The 21,726-nt window shown below is 47.4% G+C and carries 14 protein-coding genes and 1 tRNA gene; 6 read left to right on the top strand and 9 right to left on the bottom strand.

The window, feature by feature from the left end; all coding sequences use genetic code 11:
- Positions 1-40: 40 nt before the first annotated feature.
- On the bottom strand, positions 41-2,968 hold the full coding sequence (locus tag ACQ661_RS08860) for a ligand-binding sensor domain-containing diguanylate cyclase (RefSeq protein ID WP_431668180.1): 2,928 nt from the start codon (positions 2,966-2,968) through the stop codon (positions 41-43).
- Positions 2,969-3,223: 255 nt separating this feature from the next.
- Here ACQ661_RS08860 and ACQ661_RS08855 point away from each other — a divergent pair, with 255 nt between their 5' ends.
- The 4 genes from ACQ661_RS08855 (at position 3,224) to aceK (ending at position 7,791) form a co-directional block, all read left to right on the top strand.
- Entirely contained in the window at positions 3,224-4,768 is a 1,545-nt protein-coding gene (locus ACQ661_RS08855; protein ID WP_228759468.1) for a S10 family peptidase, read from the top strand.
- Between the two features lie 35 nt (positions 4,769-4,803).
- Positions 4,804-4,965 (top strand): YqaE/Pmp3 family membrane protein, encoded by a 162-nt coding sequence (locus tag ACQ661_RS08850; RefSeq protein ID WP_153826158.1) that lies wholly within the window; start codon positions 4,804-4,806, stop codon positions 4,963-4,965.
- Positions 4,966-5,095: 130 nt separating this feature from the next.
- A complete protein-coding gene (locus tag ACQ661_RS08845; protein ID WP_110076135.1) occupies positions 5,096-6,031 on the top strand; it encodes a LysR family transcriptional regulator in 936 nt (311 codons plus the stop codon).
- Between the two features lie 5 nt (positions 6,032-6,036).
- On the top strand, positions 6,037-7,791 hold the full coding sequence (gene aceK, locus ACQ661_RS08840) for a bifunctional isocitrate dehydrogenase kinase/phosphatase (protein WP_431668179.1): 1,755 nt from the start codon (positions 6,037-6,039) through the stop codon (positions 7,789-7,791).
- A 2-nt stretch (positions 7,792-7,793) separates the two neighbouring features.
- Here the strand turns inward: aceK and nhaD are convergent, their stop codons facing one another.
- The 4 genes from nhaD to ACQ661_RS08820 all read right to left on the bottom strand — a co-directional run bounded on the left by nhaD (position 7,794) and on the right by ACQ661_RS08820 (position 13,237).
- Entirely contained in the window at positions 7,794-9,233 is a 1,440-nt protein-coding gene (gene nhaD, locus ACQ661_RS08835) for a sodium:proton antiporter NhaD (RefSeq protein ID WP_431668178.1), read from the bottom strand.
- A gap of 150 nt (positions 9,234-9,383) precedes the next feature.
- Positions 9,384-10,721: an isocitrate lyase gene (aceA, locus tag ACQ661_RS08830; protein WP_431668177.1), complete on the bottom strand. Its 1,338-nt coding sequence runs from the start codon at positions 10,719-10,721 to the stop codon at positions 9,384-9,386.
- 38 nt (positions 10,722-10,759) lie between these two features.
- Positions 10,760-12,322 carry a malate synthase A gene (aceB, locus tag ACQ661_RS08825; RefSeq protein WP_228759475.1) on the bottom strand — a complete coding sequence of 521 codons (1,563 nt, stop codon included), beginning with the start codon at positions 12,320-12,322 and terminating at the stop codon, positions 10,760-10,762.
- A gap of 123 nt (positions 12,323-12,445) precedes the next feature.
- The gene (locus tag ACQ661_RS08820) at positions 12,446-13,237 is read right to left on the bottom strand and encodes an SDR family oxidoreductase (protein ID WP_431668176.1); all 792 of its coding nucleotides are present in this window, start codon (positions 13,235-13,237) and stop codon (positions 12,446-12,448) included.
- A gap of 217 nt (positions 13,238-13,454) precedes the next feature.
- Here ACQ661_RS08820 and ACQ661_RS08815 point away from each other — a divergent pair, with 217 nt between their 5' ends.
- Both ACQ661_RS08815 and ACQ661_RS08810 read left to right on the top strand, forming a co-directional pair.
- On the top strand, positions 13,455-15,059 hold the full coding sequence (locus tag ACQ661_RS08815) for a hypothetical protein (protein ID WP_110076141.1): 1,605 nt from the start codon (positions 13,455-13,457) through the stop codon (positions 15,057-15,059).
- An 82-nt stretch (positions 15,060-15,141) separates the two neighbouring features.
- A complete protein-coding gene (locus tag ACQ661_RS08810; RefSeq protein ID WP_431668175.1) occupies positions 15,142-17,856 on the top strand; it encodes a TonB-dependent receptor domain-containing protein in 2,715 nt (904 codons plus the stop codon).
- A 66-nt stretch (positions 17,857-17,922) separates the two neighbouring features.
- Here the strand turns inward: ACQ661_RS08810 and ACQ661_RS08805 are convergent, their stop codons facing one another.
- The 4 genes from ACQ661_RS08805 to speB all read right to left on the bottom strand — a co-directional run bounded on the left by ACQ661_RS08805 (position 17,923) and on the right by speB (position 21,712).
- A complete protein-coding gene (locus ACQ661_RS08805; protein ID WP_110076143.1) occupies positions 17,923-18,594 on the bottom strand; it encodes a hypothetical protein in 672 nt (223 codons plus the stop codon).
- Positions 18,595-18,682: 88 nt separating this feature from the next.
- Positions 18,683-18,758: transfer RNA gene (locus ACQ661_RS08800), tRNA-Phe, on the bottom strand.
- Between the two features lie 105 nt (positions 18,759-18,863).
- Positions 18,864-20,771 carry a biosynthetic arginine decarboxylase gene (gene speA, locus ACQ661_RS08795; RefSeq protein WP_110076144.1) on the bottom strand — a complete coding sequence of 636 codons (1,908 nt, stop codon included), beginning with the start codon at positions 20,769-20,771 and terminating at the stop codon, positions 18,864-18,866.
- Entirely contained in the window at positions 20,771-21,712 is a 942-nt protein-coding gene (gene speB, locus ACQ661_RS08790) for an agmatinase (RefSeq protein WP_369742588.1), read from the bottom strand. The genes speA and speB overlap by 1 nt, the downstream gene beginning before the upstream one ends.
- Between the last annotated feature and the right edge of the window lie 14 nt (positions 21,713-21,726).

The following is a 21,726-nucleotide window of genomic DNA, read 5'->3' as shown; positions in this document are numbered from 1 at the left end:
TGCTGGCAAAGTAACTCACACAAGGCTATGCGCTTTTAGTCTAATGTGCTGGCGGTTGATAGGTTTTAACGCAATTGCGGCCTGCTGCTTTGGCTTGATAAAGGGCTTGGTCAGCTTGAATTAACAAACTGCTGGCGCTACTGAGTTCTGCTTGTTCTGGGCTGTAAGTGGCTAAGCCAATACTGATGGTGATAGAGCGGTCAATAAGATCAGCCGGTGGCGTGGCGGCAGCAATACTTTGCCGTAGTCGCTCGGCAATATCTAAGGCTGCTGCAGCTTCGGTTTGTGTCATTAACAGGGTGAACTCTTCGCCACCCCAACGCGCAATTTTGTCGCCAGAGCGAAGTTCTTGCTGCATTAATTTGGCAATCCAGCGTAAGATTTGATCGCCAACAGCGTGCGAGTAGGTGTCATTGATGGTTTTAAAGTGATCGATATCAATCACGGCTAAACTCAAAGGTAACTGATGCTGTTGGGCGGTTGCTACGGCTGCTTCAAAATCGCGATTAAAGCTGCGTCGATTAGGTAGCTCGGTGAGCTCGTCGTATTGCGCTAAGTGAGCAAAACGCTGGGCTTGCTGTTGCAGTGCTTGAGTTTTTTCAGCGACCTGTTGCTCTAACTGTTGGGCACGACTTTGTAGCACCCTAACGCGCATGCGAACAAACAGCCAAAGACTAAGTGCTAACAGCACCGCTAAGGCTACCCAGAAGCTGGCGCGCTGATAAAGTTTGGGCGGCACGCTAAAGTCAAAGGTCGCAGCTGTTCCCTGCAGGTCTGAATTGCCGTAATAGGCGGTGACCACAAATTCATAGGTGCCCGGTGGTAAGTTGGTGAATTCGGCGAAAGTTGCTTGAGTATGACGTGGTTGTTGCTCGTAGCCAATCAGCTGGGTACGGTAGCGAATTTGATTGTTCATACTAAAACCCAAGCCGGCATAATGGATGCTAATGCGATTACCATCGAACTCAGCTAGGCTCACGGTGTCACTGAGTGAATTGCCATTAATAACGACCTCTTCAATGGCTGAAGGGGGAGCATACTCATGAAAACGTCCCAGTTGGGCAGGGTCGATCACTGCGACGCCATAAGCTGTGGGTACCCATACATGACCTTCGTCATCAAGCAGTAAGGCTGGATTAGAGCCACCGTTCGCTTGGCTACTCACCAACCCGTCAGCTTCTCTAAACGTATCAAGCACAAGAGGTTGCGGCGCTGGGTCAGTTGCTGTTAGTACTAGGATCGAACTTAATGAGGTGCGCATGATGCCACGATTAGAGCTCATCCAGACGTTGTCATAGGGGTCTACGGTCACTTGGAAAATTTTTTCTGCGCTTAGGCCATGCTTACGCCCTACCACCTGTCCAGTCTGGCTGGCAGGATCATAGATAATTAAGCCGCGGTCGGTGGCAAACCAAAGGTGACCTTGATAAGGGAAAATATCAAACACATATTCGGCTTGATTAAAGGCGCTTAAATCTACTTTTTCGAAGCGATCGTCGCTCAGCACGAAAAGACCGCGCGCAGTACCTAGCCAAAGCCGCCGCTGCTGGTCTTGGTACAAGCTAACACTAAAGCGGGCTTGGTCAGCTTGGGGCGCAGCTTCAATGCCTGTAGCAGGGTGATAGCGGTTGAGGCCATTGGGCGTCGCAATCCATACGTAGCCATCGTGAGTACCAGTGATAGCCCGGATTTCATTGGCCAGCAGCCCGTCGTCACGAGTCCAGACTTGTTGTATTTTGCCATCGCGCCATAAGCCTAAACCATGAGTATAAGAACCAATAAACACGCCGTATTCAGGATGCTCATACAAACTGAGAATAGAGTGGTGAGTAAAATCGTCGTTAAAGCTTTGCCATTGGCCCTGTTTAAAGCGATTGAGCCCACCAGCCGAGCCCACCCAAATACTGCCATCACTATGCTGGATCAGCGTGCGAACAAAATTATCAGCGATGCCATTGGCTTGCGTGAAGGTATCGAATGGGGTATCACGCAGCCTCACCATGCCACCATTGGTGCCAACCCAGATGCTGCGTTCATGGTCTTCATAAATACTGATCACGCGTGCGTTGGGTAACCCATTGTTGGTGCTGAGATGTTCTAGGCCTCGAGAACTTAAGCGGTACAGGCCATCATTGATGGTGCCAAGCCAGAGGTTTGCGCTACTGTCGGTATAAAGCCGAATGACATTTTTATTGAGTAGCTGAGGATGCAGCGGCGCAAAGGTGTTACCGTCGCCAATAAAAACGCCTTGTTCACCGGCTACCACCACTTGGTCTTGGTACTGAGTTACCGCAAACATACTGGATTCGGGTAAGCCGTGCTGTTGATTCAAATAGATGACTTTGGCTTTGGTGACACTAATGAGTCCGCGATCAGACGCGACAAACAGCTGAGTTTGGTCTTTGCGCAAAATATCGTAAGCGTGCATGGCTCGTGAGCCACGAGTCTCTAAATAGGGTTCGACTTGGCCATTGGCTTGCTGTTTCAGCAAACCGAATTCTTCGGTGGCTAGCCAAATGGTGTCATCAGGATTAGCCACAGCTTTGTTGATGAGGGTCGATGGTACCTCATAGTTTTGCCAGTAATAACGGCCTTGTGCATCTTGTTTGCGCATCACAAAGGTACCGCGGGCACCTACCACCACTAACTCACCCGCATCGGTTACAGTGACGTTCTGTACCCCTGCGTCAGCTAAACCTATGTCACTGTATAGATCGTAAACTTTAAATTCAGCGCCGTTAAAGCGTACCAGACCTTCCCAGGTGGCTAACCAGAGATAGCCGTCAGGTGTTTGCGTGATGCCATTGATGGTGTTGTGGGGGAGGCCATCACGACTGGTCCACAACTCTTGAAAATAGGAACTGAGCGCTGGCGTGCTCGGTGCATGAGCTGTGGAAGTTTCGGTTGCGGCGCTAATAGGAACCCATGCAGAAAAGCATAAGCTGCACAGCAACATGACCATACGCATGATGCTAGTAGTACAAGATCTATGTTGACCTTTCGTTGGGAACACGGCGACTGGCTTTAAGCGTATTAGCATAGTTGTTAGGCTTTTAGCTCGTTAAATGCTACTAGCTTTTATAGCACAACTAAGATACTCGGTGCCATGACCAAATCGATATTATCGCCGAAAAGATAAACTTGGTCGCAGGGTGGTTGTAGTTTGGTCATAGATTGCTTTTAATGGGGGTAAGTCTAATACAATCAAAATCAAGGACTACCTATGAATCCGATGAAACATCTCCTATTGGCCTCGGCGCTGGCGGTAAGTTCAGCCGCTCTGCTGCCAACCGCTGCAGTGGCGGCTACAGCAACAGAAAGCAGCGTGCAGGCAAAAATTGCGGCAGACCAAGTGGTGGTTACTGAACATCGTGCGCAAATTAATGGCGAACGCTTTAAATACACGGCAACCACAGGTACCCAGCCGGTGTTTAATGAGGCTGGAGAGGCTACTGCAGCTTTATTCTTTACTTACTACGAACGCCAAGATGTTAAAAATCGTGAGCAACGGCCGTTGCTGATCTCTTTCAATGGTGGTCCTGGCTCTGCATCGGTATGGATGCATATTGCCTATACTGGGCCCAAAGCGCTGCGAGTAGATGATGAAGGTTTTCCTATCATGCCGTATGGCGTGAAAGATAACCCTCATTCAGTATTAGACGTGGCTGACATTGTATTTGTGAACCCAGTGAATACCGGTTATTCACGGGTGTTGCCAAAGGCCGATGGCAGCATGCCGTCACGAGATGAGCAGCAGCGGATGTTTTTTGGCGTGAACAGCGACGTAAAATATCTAGCCGATTGGATTAATACTTTTGTGACTCGGCATGAACGCTGGCGCTCACCTAAATACTTAATTGGTGAGAGCTACGGCACCACGCGTGTATCAGGTTTGGCGTTAGAGTTGCAAAACCGTCAGTGGATGTATTTAAACGGCGTGATTTTGGTGTCTCCAACGGATATCGGAATTGAGCGTAATGGTCCGGTTAAAGCTGCTAACAGACTCCCTTATTTTGCTGCTGCCGCTTGGTATCATAAAGCTTTAGATGCAGATCTACAGCAGTTAGATTTGTTGGAGTTGCTGCCACAAGTAGAGCAGTACACGCTTGATACTTATTTGCCTGCGCTAGCTAAAGGAGCCATGTTATCGGGTGCTGAGAAGCAACAAGTTGCTGAACAAGTGGCGCGTTTCGCTGGTTTAGACACGCAAACGGTATTACGAAGCAATTTGGATATTAGCACTAACTTTTTCTGGAAAGAGTTACTACGCGAGCGCGGTCAAACCGTCGGTCGCTTAGACTCACGCTATTTAGGTATTGATAGAAAAGATGTAGGTGATAGCCCAGACTACAATGCCGAGCTTACTTCGTGGCTGCATTCGTTTACCCCGGCTATTAATTATTACCTGCGTGAAGAGCTCAATTATAAAACCGACGTTAAATACAATATGTTTGGGCCGGTGCATCCGTGGGACCGCTCGAATAACAATACCGGTGAAAATTTACGTCAAGCAATGGCACAAAACCCTTACTTGAATGTCTTAATTCAGTCTGGCTATTATGATGGTGCCACGAATTACTTTGATGCCAAATACAATATGTGGCACATTGACCCTAGCGGTAAAATGAAAGATCGCATTGGTTTTAAAGGTTATCGTAGCGGTCATATGATGTATTTACGGGCAGAAGATTTGCGTTTATCGAACCAAGATTTACGTGAGTTTATTCTGCAAACTGTGCCTGCTGCAGGGCAGGCTGCTAAATATTAATCCTTTACTTTGGGTAATCCACAAGGAGTGTTGTGATGGGTGATTTATTAAGAATTATAATCGCGATTTTGTTACCTCCACTGGGTGTATTTTTACAGGTGGGGCTGGGTAAGCACTTTTGGATAAATATTGTTTTAACCCTGCTTGGCTATATTCCTGGCATCGTTCATGCGGTGTGGGTTATTGCTAAAAAGTAAGGCGCAGTTGTAATTGGCTCCTTGTATTCACTCGGTGGATACAACTAATGTCGCATGCAACAAAAAGTGTAAATCAGAGCAATCCTGTCTATAATCCCGCTATATTTTTTTAGCGGGATTTATTTTTTCTATGAATAATATAAAAGATATTGATCTGAACCTCTTGGTTTACCTCGATGTGCTGCTGCGCGAACGTAATGTTACCAAAGCGGCGGCTCAGCTCAATATTACCCAGCCGGCGATGAGCAACGGCTTGAAGCGTTTACGGACGCTGTTAAATGACCCCATTTTAGTACGTACCAGCGAAGGCATGTTACCCACAGAAACAGCGCTACGGATGCAAGAACCAGTACGCCAAATTCTGTATTCGGTAGAAGAAATGGTGCAACCGGCACGGGATTTCGATGCTGCCACCAGCGATCGCGTGTTTCGCATCATGGCATCAGATTATGCCGCATCAACTTTGATGCCAAGACTCTTAGAAAAATTGAAGCGTCAGGCTCCCGCCGTAGCTCTCGATATCATGACCCCTAGTGATATTAGTTTTCACGATGTCGAAAATGGCAAAGTTGATCTAGCGATAAACCGTTTTGATAAGCTGCCGCAATCGTTTCATCAAAAGAACCTTTGGGAAGACGACTTCAGTTGTTTAGTGCGAAAAGATCATCTTCTGGTACAAGACTATACCCTTGATAATTACCTTGGTGGTGAACACGTTTGGGTGAGTAAAACTGGCTTTGGTGTAGGCGTGGGAATGGACCCACACGATGTCCAGAAACTTGGCTGGGTTGATGAAGCTTTGGGGCAGTTGGGCCATAAGCGCAAGATTCGAGTGTTTACGCGTAATTACCATGTAGCTATGCACCTGGCCCGCCAAGGACTGATTGCCACCTTGCCCACACAGGCCGCCACCTTGTACCAAGATGACGACGAGCTGGTAATGCTACCGCCGCCGTTTAAGATAGAGCCGCTTGAGCTGACGATGATTTGGAGCCCGTTACTGCAACACGACGCTGGTCATCGTTGGTTCCGACAGTTGATTGTAGAGACCGCTGAGCAAAAATAGCCAAGATGACAACGACCGATTTGCCAACCTTATATGCGCGTAAAATTCTGCAGGGATTTCATCGCCATTACAGTGTTTTTCAAGAGGTAACGGCCGCAGCGCGGCAGCGTTTCGCTGATGGCGATTGGCATGCCGGCCAATATGCTGCCACCGCCCGGATTAGTTTTTATGATATTCGGGTGCGAGAAACCACCAAAGCTTTGGCTGAGTTAACCCAGTTACAACTCGATGAACAAGTCTGGTTGGCGACACGGCAGTTGTATCAGGATTATCTGCAATTTCATCCGCAAGCAGAGTTAGCGGAAACCTTTTATAACTCGGTCTTTTGTAATCTATTTCATCATAGGTATTTTAATAACGCCTATATTTTTGTTGAAACCACCTTGTCGGATGCGATTCCGCTTGCCGTAGAAACAGAATATCGATCTTATTTTCCGGTAGTGACGGGCATGCATCGTACCCTTGCACAGATCATGCAGGAGGTTGATTTAGGCGCGCCCTTTGCTGATTTATCAGAAGATATTCGGCTGCTGCGTAAGGCATTTCGTGAGCAAGCAGCATCACAGCAAGTGAATGCTTACCAACTCCGTATCGATGTTTTAAAAGCCCCGTTCTTCCGGAACAAAGCAGCTTATGTGGTAGGGCGTATTGTCAGTTCACAGCGTAGTTACCCTTTTATTGTCCCGGTGTTGCGAGATGAGCACGGGCATTTATATCTCGATGCCTTGATCACTGATGTGGACCAAATGGCGATCATTTTTGGCTTTGCCCGATCTTATTTTATGGTGCAGACCAAGGCACCTTCGGCATTGGTGCGCTTTTTAAAAGATTTAATGCCGAAAAAGACCCTCGCTGAGCTTTATTCTGCGATTGGCTTGCATAAGCAAAGTAAAACCGAATTCTACCGTGATTTCTTACACCACTTAGCGGCCAGCGATGACCAGTTGGTTGCTGCTGCGGGTATCAAAGGGATGGTGATGACGGTATTCACACTACCTAGCTATCCTTATGTATTCAAGGTGATTAAAGATACCTTCGGTGGTGGTAAATCCATAGATCGGCAGACCGTAATTGATCGCTATCGAATGGTTAAGCGGCACGATCGGGCTGGGCGCATGGCTGATACCTATGAGTTTGCCAACGTGGCAATTCCGTTAGCCCGCATTGCACCCGATCTCCTACAAGAGTTGCAGTCTACCGTAGCTGGTAGTCTTAGTATGGATGGTGAACAGTTAATTATTAGTCAGCTGTTTGTTGAACGCCGCATGACGCCGCTGAATATCTTTTTAGATTACGCCAGTAACGCCGAGATTGAAGCTGCTATGAAAGATTATGGCCAAGCGATTAAAGACATGTTGGCGGCGAATATCTTCCCGGGCGATATGCTGTTAAAAAACTTCGGCTTAACACGCCATAAACGGGTGGTTTTCTATGACTATGACGAAGTGCAATACCTCACTGAAATGAACTTTCGGCAGTTACCTAAACCACAAACTTATGAGCAGCAGCTTGCCGCAGAGCCATGGTATAGCGTGGCTCCCAATGATGTCTTTCCTGAGCAATTGACCACCTTTGCGGTGCCGCAGCCGCACCTACGCAGCATGTTAATGAAGCATCATCCAGAATTAGTAGATGCAAGCTATTGGCAGCAGCAACAGCAAGATATTCGAACGGGTGTGATTAGTGACGTGTTTCCTTATCCTGAAGCGGTTCGCTTTGTGCGTTGCGTACGAACCGCTACAGAACAAGATAAGCGCTAAGGCTAGTGGTTAAAAACCTCAAATAAAGCGCTATTTAACCAAAGGTGAGCATAGACACTAACAATGTAACCTAGGGCAATTACTGGGGCCCATTTTAAGTGGCTAGCAAAAGTGTAATAGCCACGAGCTTGGCCCATTAATGCTACCCCTGCAGCTGAACCAATCGACAGCAAGCTACCACCAGTACCCGCGGTAAGGGTAATCAACAGCCATTGGCCGTGTGACATATCGGGGGTCATGGAGAGCACCGCAAACATCACCGGAATGTTATCAATAACGGCTGACATGAGGCCCAGAGCAACGTTGGCATACGTTGGGTTCCATTGGGTATAGAGGGTATCTGACAGCATGGCGAGGTAGCCCATAAAGCCTAAACCACCCACACAAATTACCACGCCGTAGAAGAACAATAGGGTATCCCACTCGGCCCGTTGTACCCGGCTAAAGACATCGAATGGTACCACACTACCTAACCGCTCTAATCGTGCCATATCGCCGGCACGCTCAGCCATGGCACGTTTGCGAGCCAGTGAACCTGGTAGCGTCATGCGTAAGAAGTATCCAAAGAATTGTAAGTAACCTAAGCCCATCATCATACCCAGCACCGGCGGTAAATGCAGCCACATGTGACACGCTACAGCGGTAGCAATGGTGAATAAGAATAGGAAGGTAATGCGTAACGCACCGCGCTTGAGCTCAACTTCTTCGTTTAGCGCCGATGGCTTACGGTTCTCAATGAAGAAGCTCATGATTACAGCCGGCACTAAGTAGTTAAGGAGTGATGGGATAAACAGTACGAAGAATTCTTGGAATTCAACCATGCCCGCTTGCCATACCATCAGGGTGGTGATGTCACCAAAGGGGCTGAAGGCACCGCCAGCGTTAGCTGCAATAACAATGCTCACGCACGAGACGCTGATGAATTTCTTATCGCCATCGGCAACTTTCATCACCACCGCACACATCAATAATGCTGTGGTTAAGTTATCGGCTACGGGCGAAATAAAGAAAGCTAAAATACCGGATAACCAAAACAACTGTTTGTAGCTGAAGCCTTTCTTAATCATCCAGGCTCTTAAGGCGTCAAAAAGGCGACGTTCTTCCATCGCATTGATGTAGGTCATGGCAACCAATAAGAACAACATCAGCTCGGCAAATTCGAGCAAGTTGTGACGAAATGCCTCTTCGGCCACGCCAGGTAAGCCTTGGTCGGCGTACACCCAGCCGATCATGATCCAAATCAAGCCTGCGGCAACCAGTACCGGTTTTGATTTACGCATATGTAGGCGTTCTTCGCCCATGACCAACATGTAGGCAATGGTAAAAATAACGATAGCGGTAATGCCAACGGCACTGTAGGTAAGGTCTAGTTCACCAGGTGCAGCTAAGGCTGCGGGCGAGAATAGGCCAACGGCCAAAACAAACAGTATGAGCTTCCACATGTGCTTTTCTTCCTTCAACACAAATACGGAGAGGGGGGATGATTAATGCGCGCGCATACTAACATAAAAAAGCCGCGTGGGGCTTAGACCGCGCGGCTTATACTCACTATTTTTTGGAGTAATTCTTAGGTGGTAGTTGTAAACACCAGCTTACGCTGGTTTTTTGAACTGCTCTTCTTCGGTAGAACCGGTTAATGCAGTTACTGAAGACTGACCACCTTGAATGACATTGGTCACTTCATCAAAGTAACCGGTGCCAACTTCTTGTTGATGGGCAACAAAGGTGTAACCTCTGTCGGCCGCAGCAAACTCTTGTTGTTGTAGCTTCACATAAGCAGACATATCGTTACGAGCATAGTCGTAGGCTAGTTCGAACATGTGGTACCACATGTTGTGCACGCCAGCCAGAGTGATGAACTGGAACTTGTAACCCATTGCCGCTAGTTCACGTTGGAACTTAGCAATGGTGGTATCGTCTAGGTTGCGTTTCCAGTTAAAGCTAGGTGAGCAGTTATAGGCCAGCAACTTGCCAGGGTACTTAGCATGGATAGCCTCAGCAAATTTACGTGCCTCGTCTAGATCGGGTTTAGCTGTTTCGCACCAGAGCAAATCAGCATACGGAGCGTAGGCTAGGCCGCGTGAAATCGCTTGATCAATACCAGCATTGACTCGATAGAAACCTTCTGCAGTGCGCTCACCAGTGCAGAAAGGTAGGTCGTTGGCATCCACATCAGAGGTTAATAAGTCGGCCGCATTGGCATCTGTACGAGCTAGAATCAGTGTGGGTACGCCAGCCACATCGGCTGCTAAGCGTGCCGCAATCAGTTTCTGGACAGCCTCTTGCGTGGGCACCAGAACTTTACCGCCCATGTGACCACATTTTTTCACCGAGGCTAATTGGTCTTCAAAGTGCACCCCAGCGGCACCGGCACGAATCATCGCTTGCATCAGCTCATAGGCATTCAAAACGCCACCAAACCCAGCTTCTGCATCAGCAACAATCGGCGCAAAATAATCAATGTAGCCTTCTTGCTCTGGCCCAATTCCTTTTGACCACTGGATCTGGTCCGCGCGTGCAAAGCTATTATTAATTCGCTCTACCACCGTAGGTACTGAATCGACCGGGTACAAGGACTGGTCTGGGTACATGCTGAGGCTGCTGTTATTGTCAGCAGCAACTTGCCAACCAGAGAGGTAAATCGCTTGCAGGCCAGCTTTAACCTGTTGAACCGCCTGACCGCCGGTTAGGGCGCCAAGAGCGTTCACGTAGTTTTTGCCAAACTTCTCTTGAGCGGCACCGTTAACTAAGCGCCATAGTTTGTCGGCACCGTTACGAGCAAAAGTACATTCAGGTTGCACGCTGCCGCGTAAACGCACCACGTCGAGAGCGCTGTAGGTGCGTTCTACGCCCTGCCAACGTGGGTTAGTATCCCAATCTTGCTGTATTTGTTTAGCCATTTCGGCTTGTTGAACTGATGCAGTAGTCATGTCGGTTGTCCTGTTTAAGTTAAGGTTTATTATTTGAATTAATCAATCAGTTGGTAGCCAGGTAGAGTTAAAAACTCAACCAATTCTGGGGCTGTGGTAATCTCTTCAAGTAGTGCTGTGGCGCGTTCAAAATGCTCTTGCTGCCAGCGCTCTTCGCCAACTTCTTGGCGCACCACTTGGGCTTCTTCTGTTAAGTATTGTTGGAACAGAGCCGTGGTGACTACGGCACCGTTATCGAGCGTTTTACCGTGCTTGATCCATTGCCAAATGGAGGTGCGAGAAATTTCTGCCGTAGCGGCGTCTTCCATCAAGCCATAAATCGGCACACAGCCTTTTCCGGAAATCCATGCGGCGATGTATTGCAACGCCACTCGGATATTAGTGCGCATCCCAGCTTCGGTGCGTTCGCCTGGGCTTGGAGCAAGCAGCTCAGCGGCGGTGATAGGAGCATCTTGCTCACGCAATACAGCTAATTGATTCACGCCTTCTAAGCCATCCACAAAGACTTCGCGTACGGTATCAGCAAGACCCGGGTGAGCAATCCAAGTACCATCGTGGCCATTGCTACGTTCGAGTTCCTTATCGGCTTTGACTTTAGCCAGAATAGCGGCGTTTTCCGTGGCATCTTTACTCGGAATAAAGGCTGCCATTCCGCCCATCGCCAGAGCACCGCGGCGATGACAGGTCTTTACAAGTAGGCGTGAGTAAGCGTTCAAGAAAGGCTGGTTCATGGTCACGACTTGGCGATCTGGAAGCACTCGATCAGGATGATTTTTAAGGGTTTTGATGTAGCTGAAAATGTAATCCCAACGGCCGCAGTTAAGTGCTGCAATGTGTTCGCGCATGGCGTACAGAATCTCATCCATCTGGAAGACGGCCGGTAAAGTCTCGATGAGGATGGTGGCTCTGATGGTACTGCGTGGTTGCTTAAAATAATCTTCGGTAAAGCTAAATACATCCGCCCACCATTGGGCTTCTTCAGCATGCTCAAGCTTAGGGACATAATAGTAGACGCCAGAACCTTGGCTGGTGCGGGTTTGATAGTTCAAGTAAAAATACAAAGCAAAATCAAACAAGCCGCCAGGAATCACCTCGTTATCTACCATCACGTGTTTTTCTGGTAGATGTAAACCGCGCACTCGGGCAATGAGAAGGGCAGGGTTATCAGCGAGTTGATAGTGCTTACCGCTCGTTGGATCTCTGTAGTCGATGTCCTGACGATTGGCATCGTATAAATTCACCTGACCTTGCAGCACACCGTCCCACGTGGGTGATTGTGAGTCTTCAAAATCGGCCATGTAGCAATCAACATTAGCGTTAAGTGCATTGATGACCATCTTGCGATCGACCGGCCCGGTAATCTCTAAACGGCGCTTGGTTAAATCTTTCGGCAGTTCGGCAATACGCCAGTCGCCTTCACGAATAGCAGCGGTGTTAGCATCAAAGTCAGGCAATTGGCCGCCATCAATCACCGCTTGGCGCTGCTGGCGATGGGCAAGAACTTGCTGGAGTTGTGGTCTGAATTTACGCACCAATTGCACTAAAAATTGTTGCGCATTGGTGTCGATGAGGCTTGCTGCTTTGCCGCTTAGCGGCGGCATTTGTAAGCCATCTATAAAAGAGTTGGTGGTGGTCATAATCTACCCAGTTGTTGTTGGTTAGTTAACAACAACAGAGTAGACTGGTCAGACCGTATTAATCAAGAATATGATTGTGTATTGCGATCATTTCTTTTGTGAATGTATCAGTCTTTGATACCAAGTGCGGGGTAACCATCGTTTGGCGTACCAAGCGATACGACCCTGCCGGTGGGGCAGTACATGAGATTTTTTCTTATCGAGGGCGCGCATGATTTGTCGGGCGATATCTGCTGCGTTTAATTTACTGCCAGCCATCAGCTTATCTAATTTGCTTTGCATGCCGGTAATGGTTGAGCGCATGCCTTGGCCCAAATTGGTGCGAAAAAAACTCGGGCAAACCACGGTTACCGCAATATTGTGTGGCTTTAATTCGTTCTGCAGAGTTTCACTAAGGCTCACCACAGCTGCTTTACTGGCGTTATAAGCGGACATATTAGGCACATCAAGCAAACCAGCCATCGAGGCGACATTAATAAAGTGGCCGTGGCCTTGCTGCTGGAACAGTGGGGTGAAAACTTTGCAGCCTCGTACCACTCCCATCAAATTAATATCCATAATCCATTGCCAATCGCTCAGCGGGGTATCACTGATACTGCCGACTTGCGCTACTCCCGCGTTATTAACGACCACATCGACGCCGCCCCAAATTTCTTGCAGCTTAGTGGCTGCTGCGTTCAAGTCGTCAAATTGGGTGACATCGCAGGGCATGAAAATGGTTTGTGGCTGAATTTTTTGGAGGCTGCCAAGCACAGCTTCACCACGCTCGACATCTCGGTCAGCAATACAAACCCGCCAGCCACCTTTGGCGCAGATAAGCGCTAGGGCATAACCTAAACCGCTGGCGCCACCTGTTATAAAAATACGTTGTGGTTTCATGATGTTCCTATCGTCAAACAAAAGGGTTAAACAGATTAGATGAAGTATATTGGCATAAAATGCCTTAAATGAAACGCAGCAATCACCGCTTTAGATTTGTTACAGCCCCATGAATCTTTTATGACCATTGTGTTTTGTCACAAATCTGTCACTCACCCTCATTACTCTTGCCCCGTTGTTTTTATAACCCAAACCAGTTCCTATCCGGGAGAACACAATGAAATTGCATACTCTTTTCAAAGTTACTGCTATTGCATCAGCTTTGGCTCTTGTTGGTTGCGGCGGTGATATCGAAATCAACCCAAGCGTTGTCGATAACAGTGTTAACAACTCAAACAACTCAAGCGGTGGCGGCAGTGGCGGCGACGATAACGGCGATAACACTGCAGAAAATATTTGTGCGGTTAACAACGGCGTACAAGGTGCGTTTGATGGCCGTGATTGTGAGTACAATCTTGAATTTGCTAGCCGTAACATTGAAATCACCGAAGACTTAACTTTCGTTGAATTACCGGATGGCGGTGTGCACGTATTTGACGGTGCGTTATTGGTTGGTGAAGACTGTGATACCACCACCAGCTGCACGATTGGTGAAGGCCCGACTGTAACAGTAGAGCCAGGCGCAACTTTAGCTTTCACCAGCGGTGAAGCCATTGTACGGGTAGCTCGTGGTGCTAAATTAGACGCTATCGGTACCTTCGACAAGCCTATCACTTTTACTTCGGCTAACGCCTTTACTCGCTTCGACGTAGTCGGCAATGGTCCGCGCTTTGCAGATTGGGGCGGTATTATCGTTAATGGTCATGGTATTACTAACCAGTGTACCGATGCGCAGCGTGATGCAGGCACCTGTAACGTGGCTTCAGAAGGTATCGTGAGCTACTACGGTGGTAACGACAATGCTGATGATAGCGGCTCGATGAAGTATGTGAAAATTTGGTATGCGGGTTCAGGCCCACGCGCCGGTGGTGATGGTGACGACTTAAACTCCTTAACGTTGAACGCTGTTGGCTCTGGTTCATCGTATGAGTTTGTGCATATTCACCAAGGTTATGACGACGGTATCGAATTCTTCGGTGGTGCTGCTAACGTTAAAAACGTGGTCTTTACTGACACCCAAGATGACTCGATGGATATCGACTCAGGCTGGCAAGGAACTGCCCAATTCTTATACATTAAGCACGGTACTGTGAACGTGGATGGCGAGCAAGTATTCATGGGTAACGGTGGTTTTGAGGCCGATGGTGAGAAAAACGCCGGAGCAGAATACTCACAAGCCCCAGCATCACGTCCAACCATTGCTAACGTGACTGTGGTGACTACCGATGGCTTATCTACTCGTGATAACGATCCATCTATTGCGATGAAGTTTGACGATAACTTCTTGGGTCAGATGTACAACTTCTTGTTGGTGAAAGAAGATGTATCAACCAACGACTCGCGCTGCATTTTGTTTACTGGCGACGGTGAGAAAGGCGTGGTTGACGGTGACTTGAACTTCTACAGCTCAGTGATGGCTTGTGTTGCTGAAAACGAATTCACCTCAGGCAACTTATTCGCTAATGGCGTGAGCCGTCAAGAATGGTTCGACAATGGTGGTGAAAACGCACGTATTGGTGGTAACGCAACAGTATTTGCAGCGGATGGTTTCGCTACTGATATGAGCTCTAGTGACATTACCGTCACAGCGAACGACCTATCTAGCTTGGGTAACCCCTATTTAGAGCCGGTTGACTTTATTGGTGCAGTATCTAGCGATGATACTTCTTCTGAGTGGTACCAGTGGGTTGAAGCTGCTTTAGCGGCGGCTGAGCAAGATTAATCAACTGTTCTGATTAAGCCAAGATTAGGGGGCCGTTGTTATCGCAACGAGCCCCCTCCTTCAGACCTCGCAGGAGTTGATTATGAGCACCCAACATACCCTTAAACCGTTAGCTGTAGCGGTTAGCCTTGCCTTGCTGGCAAGCAGCCAGGCCTACGCTCAAGACCAATCTGCAGAACAAGAACCGGTTGCTGCAGCAGATGCCACCATTGAAGAAGTTGTGACCACCGGAACGCGTTTACAAGGTAGTGCCGCAGCGGTCGTGGACGAGCGTAAAAATCAAGCTTTTGTGGCTGACATCCTTGGTGCTGAGCAGTTATCACGTACTGGTGATAGTGACGCGGCATCAGCCCTTCGACGGGTCACTGGTTTAACGCTAGTGGATGGTAAGTTCGTTTATGTGCGTGGCTTAGGTGAACGCTACTCTAGTGCTCGCTTAAATGGCGCCAGTATCCCCAGCCCAGACTTAACCCGTAACGTTATTCCACTCGATATCATTCCTTCAACTATCATTGAAAGCTTAGCGGTGCAGAAAGTGTTTTCGCCATCCATGCCGGCGGCTTTTGGTGGCGGTAATATTGATATCCGAACCAAATCTTTGCCGACTGATTTTCAAGCTAGCTTCGAAGTTGGTATCGGGCAAAGTGATAACGCCAGTAGCGGTTACACCTACAATCGTAACGAAGCTGGAGTTCCGCAAAATATTCGTGATGCTATCGTCAAATATCGTGGCGACTTTAGTTTACGTAACATCATTAGCAAAGACGGTTTAGTTGCCAATGAGTTGGGCTCAGCTAGTGACCAAGCTCGTGCTATTAATGCTGGTTTGGCGCAAGCCTTACCGCGTGACATTAGTCTGCAGCACGAATCGCTAGACCCTAACTACAGTATTAAAGCTAGTATTGGTAATAGCTTCGAAGAAGATTTCTTTGGGGGCAATATCGGCGTGCTGGCAGCAGCGGCCTACGACACCAAATGGAACGTTTCGGATCGTAAAAACGCAGTGTTAAGTGAAAATGCGGAAGCTGGCTGTGCTACCACACTAAACAGTGCTGAAGAGGTTGCTAATTCTTGTTACAACACCGTCAGCGAAACCACGCAAACAACTGAAACTGAGCGTTTGAATGGTGTGTTTAGTGTCGGCTATGAGCTAGATACCCATAGCGTTAGTTACACCAAATTGTATTTGACCGATGCTGAAGACGAGTCTGAATTTGGCATCATGCAAAGCCCTAACGGTAGTAACTTAAAAACTATTTATGGTTCAGGTATTGCCAACCGCGAGCATGAGTTTAAATACGAAGAACGTACCCTCGATATCGATCAAGTGCGTGGTCAACACACCCTGTTAGATTGGTGGGGTATAGGTTTTGATTGGCAGTACACTGAATCTAAAGCAGAAACAGATATCCCTACGGATATTTCCTATCGCTTTGATGATTTGTTTAACGGCCAAGGCGATTACCTGAGTACCGTCGTTACCGGTGATGACAACCGTGCGGTATTCCAATACGTGGGCATGCAAGACCAAGTGAAATCTTACAGCGGTAACTTCTCATTGCCAGTTACCTTTGCGGGCTTAGACATTGAGTTTAAAGCCGGCTATGACTTTACTGATAAAGCTCGTTATTACACCACGGACCGCTTTGCTATGGATAATGGCTCTGGTTTGCGGGTAACGGTAAATGACGATCCGAATGGTATTTTGGGGATCACGGATTATCTAACCAATGACCGTATCAACGATAGTAACTTCTTATTGTCGTATCGTGAACCAACTTCACCGGACGCCGATGATTACTTAGCCGTTCAAAAAACCGATGCCTTGTACGGTGCCTTTGATATGTTCTTGAATAATCATTGGCGTTTGGCAGGTGGTGTGCGTTGGGAAGAGTTCAAACAGGTATCGTTGGCTACTTCTAGCTTGATTTTTGATCGTAACGATATCGAAACCTTCTATTCAGAAGAGCGAATTCTAAACGGTACCACGTTAGAAGATGATTTCTATCCTGCCTTGTCATTAACCTACATCAGTGATGATAATTATCAGTTGCGCTTTGGTTTTTCTGAAACCGTAGTGCGTCCAGATATCCGTGAAACAGTGCCTGTTGCCTACTACGACCCTATCACCGATATTCGGACCATTGGCCGAGCTGGTTTAGCTAGCAGCCCAATGACCAACTTTGATGCACGCTTTGAGTACTTTGCTGATAACGGCGATAACTACACAGTGTCTGCGTTCTACAAGGATATCGATAAGCCAATCGAATCGGTCTTGAGTGTCGGTGACGAAGAATACACCCTGAATTATGTGAACGGTATTTCGGCTGAAGTATACGGGATTGAGTTTGAGTGGTTACACGACTTAACCTATGTACATGACGGCTTATTTACCACCGGTAACTTAACTTGGAGTGATTCAGAAGCGGTGATTGATCCGGCGTTAGCAGGTAACTTAACTAATCCTACTAAGCGCTTAACGGGTCATTCTGAATACGTTGCTAACTTACAGCTAGGTTATGATTCGATGGATGGTAATCATTCTAGCTCGTTAGTGTATAACGTGTTTGGCGAGCGTATCTTGGCTGCGGGTATTGGTGGCCGCGGTGATGCTTACGAACAGCCGTTCCACTCATTAGATTTGGTTTACAACTTCTACCCAGACTTTAATTCTAAAGTTAGCTTTAAAGTACAAAACGTATTGGGCGAAGACCAAGATGTAACTCAGTCTGGTATTACCGTGCAATCACGTGAAGTAGGGCGAGTGTTCAGCCTAAGTTACAGCTACGAATTCTAATCGTTTGTCGCAGGTTTAACTCGAATCAAAAAGGAAGCTCCATGAGCTTCCTTTTTTTATCTGTTTCTACTTGGCTTTGATGGTAGCCGTTTCATAATTTAAGACAAAGCGAATTTCGTTGCGGCCATCAATACTTACTTTGCTACTTACCACAGCGACTGGCCTAGGTGTCGCAGAGATCATACCCCAGGTAAACTCTTCCGTGGCTTGCGCAAGGTGAGCGGGGTATTCAATAACGCCTGCGCAAACATTACGATTACATTCCAATGCGGTAGGCACAAACTCAGGATGCTGGTCTAAATGCTGATTAAAGCTATCTCTGAAGTCATATTCAAAGTTGCTTGTAATTTCCGAGGCAATACTCAGTTGGTCAATAAAATCATTGAACGCACGAAGGCTTAGTGCATTACTTGCGGCTTCTCCTGATAACCCACCAGGTTGGTCTAACTGCTCAATTAAATAAGCCATCTGCTGAGCTTCAGTTAGCTGCTCAAAGGGGACGCTGGTAGGCACAGCTTCCTCGCTTACCTTTGGTTCAGTGTAGGGCGCTGTAGGAGGCTTTTCAGGGCTGATTATTGGTGTGACTGAGGGAGCTCTAGCGCTGTTGCTATGAGGCTGATTATTCTCGTCCACACGCTCATCGGTGTGAGATGGTTTAGGTTGGGACAAGGGATCAGCGATATACCAGTAGCCGCCTACTGCAACTAGACCCGTGATGACCAACCATCTTAGCTTCATGTTTTATCTCCGTTGTTTAACTCCATGCTTAGATTAGCAGAGCTAAAACGAAAAAACCCCGCTATTTCTAGCGGGGTTTTCGGAATAATGGTGCCCAGAGGCGGAATCGAACCACCGACACGGGGATTTTCAATCCCCTGCTCTACCGACTGAGCTATCTGGGCAACGGGGCGTATTAAACGAGTTTTTGAGTCTTGAGTCAACCGATTTTTTATAGAAAATCACTTAAACAGGACCGTTTGCTCAGTAAATACGCAGATTGCTGGAAATTACACCTTCAAGTAGGTGCTTCCGGCTAAACACTTCTCGTAATAGTCTGTCCATCGTACACCTTCGCGTGGCGCAATGTGACCCTTACGAACTTCACGATCAATCGACTTCTTCACAGTCTTTGCCATAAAGTCAGTGTTGTACTGCATGGTTTCAAGCACTTTTTCAGCGGCCGTGCCTGGTACCACTTCTTCAATATAGAAATCACCTGGCTCGTCATCGTGACAATAAATGTGCACTTCAGTTAAGCGGCCAAAGAGGTTATGCATATCGCCCATAACGTCTTGGTAAGCACCGGTTAAGAACATGCCAACATGATAAGGCTCGTTTTTACGCAGTGCATGCATCGGGATGTTATCACTAATCTCGGTACCTTCAATGTACTTGCTTAACTTGCCATCGCTATCACAGGTGATATCAACTATAGAGCAGCGTACTTCTGGTTTTTCGTTCAGTCGTGTAATAGGAACAATTGGTAGTACTTGTCCAATCGCCCAAGTATCTGCGGCTGACTGAAAAATCGAGAAGTTACAGAGATACTGACTTGCCAGCATATCTTCAAGCTCTTCAAGTTCTTGGAATACGAAACTTTCGCGATCTAACGATTGATGAATGTCGCTGAGAATACGCCAATACATGGTATCTAGCTTGGCCATCTCTTCGAGCGATAAAATACCCAGTTTAAAAGCTTCGTATGCGCTTTGTTTGAATGACGCAGCATCGTTGTAGCGTTCTTGTGGGTGCATGTCGTTCGCATTCACCAGTTCCCGCATATTACTAACTAAAATATGTTCGTTGCTGCTGGCGCTGATATCAAACTGGGCACCGGTATTCTTAATTTCGCCAACAATATTGGTCACCACACAGCTGTGGTGAGCTGTGATGGCACGGCCACTCTCGCTTACGAGGTTAGGGTGGGGCACCTGCTCTAGGTCACAAATTTGCTTTACGCCGTAAACCACGTCTGCCACGTATTCATCGGTAGAATAGTTACGTGATGAATCTGTGGTAGAGCTAGTACCGTCGTAATCAATACCTAGGCCGCCACCAATATCGAGGTACTCAAGCGGAACTCCAAGCTGTACCAGTTTGGCATAGAGTCGAGCACCTTCAGATACCGCTTCTTTAACCTTACGGATATCAGACATTTGGCTACCGATATGAAAGTGCAGCAGCTTAGCGCAATGCAGCATATCTTCTTTCTTTAGGAGTTCAACAATGTTTAAGATTTCGGTAATACTTAGGCCAAATTTAGCTCGATCGCCGCTTGAGCCAGCCCACTTACCTGCGCTACGCACCATCATTTTGCTGCGCAAGCCAATCATAGGTTCTACCCCAAGCTTTTTCGCGAGCGGTATCAACATTTCTAGTTCACTGAATTTCTCAATGACGATGATCATTTTACGGCGTAATTGACGGCCAAGTAGGGCCAGCGTTAAATAATCTTCGTCTTTGTAGCCATTCAACACGGTTAACGCATTGGGGTTTTCGTTGTAGGCCAATACCGCCATCAATTCAGGTTTTGAACCTGCTTCAAGGCCGTAATCGTAGGGTTCGCCGGCATCGATGATCTCTTCAACCACTTCGCGCATTTGGTTTACTTTAATCGGGAACACGCCTACATAGCGACCTTGGTAGTCGGCATCAGTAATCGTTTTTGCAAAGGTTTCGTTTAAGATCTCTACTTGCGAGCGCAAAATGTCGTGAAAACGAATAACCGCTGGTAATTGAATACCTTCAGCTAAAATTTCATCCACTACTTCTTGCATATCGATGGTGACATCGGGGATGCGATGATTGGGGGCAATCTGAATGTTGCCATTGGCACCGATCGAAAAGTAGCCCGCGCCCCAGCGCTTTACACCGTAGAGTTCTTCGGCGTCATCAATACTCCATGGTTCAGCCATTAGCGAACTCCTTTTTCGTTTAAAATAATTAATAACTCGCGCACGATTTTGGCAGCGAACACATCTGAGTTGCCCGTTGGGTCGATTTCTGGAGATAACTCAACCACATCGGCGCCAACCAGATTTTTCTCGCGTAAAATTTTCATTAGGCTGACGTACGAATGGAAATCTTCACCACCCGGTTCTGGTGTACCTGTGCCCGGTAAAAATGCCGGGTCAAAATAGTCTAAATCCAAGGTCAAATAGACTGGCCGATCTGCTGGTATCGCAGCAACGCTGGCTAGAAAATCTTGGCGTGACTTGCGTACCGTGCCATGCTCGTTCATGTATTGATATTCTTCACGCGTACCTGAGCGAATACCGTACTGAATTAACTGATGTCCTGGGCCGAAATGATCTAAGCTACGGCGAATGATAGATGCATGAGAATAGTGATAGCCTAAAAAACCATCGCGTAAATCTGCGTGAGCATCTAAATGCAATAACACCATATCTGGGTACTGAGCTAAATATTTACGAATAGGCGCATAAGAGATGGAGTGCTCGCCCCCTAGGGTTAGCACGCGCACGTTGTTAGCGGCTAAATCGATAGCACCAAAAGCTTCATCAAACTGATCGGTGGCGAACTGCCATTGCGCTTCGACATCGTCACTATCGCCTAGCGATAGATTACCTAAATCTACAAAAGGTAAATCAAACAAATCAGCGTCTAAGTAGGGCGAATAGCTTTCGATATCTTCAGAAACTGCGCGAAGACCATCTGGACCGTTTCGGGTACCTTTTCTGAAACAGGCGGTACCGTCAAAGCCGAAACCTATAATATGAGTGCCATTAGCATAAATAGCTTGCTCTACTTGGGCCCCAAAAAACTCGCGTACCGGTTGTTCGGTCGCAATAGTTAGGGTTGCGATTTGTTTAGGTTGATGTGTGCTCAATGTCACTCACCTCCATTAGT

It is taken from the genome of Pseudidiomarina sp. WS423, assembly GCF_050750165.1.
In the GTDB taxonomy this organism is placed as follows: Bacteria; Pseudomonadota; Gammaproteobacteria; order Enterobacterales; family Alteromonadaceae; genus Pseudidiomarina; species Pseudidiomarina fusca.
This window is presented reverse-complemented; position numbering and strand designations above follow the sequence as displayed.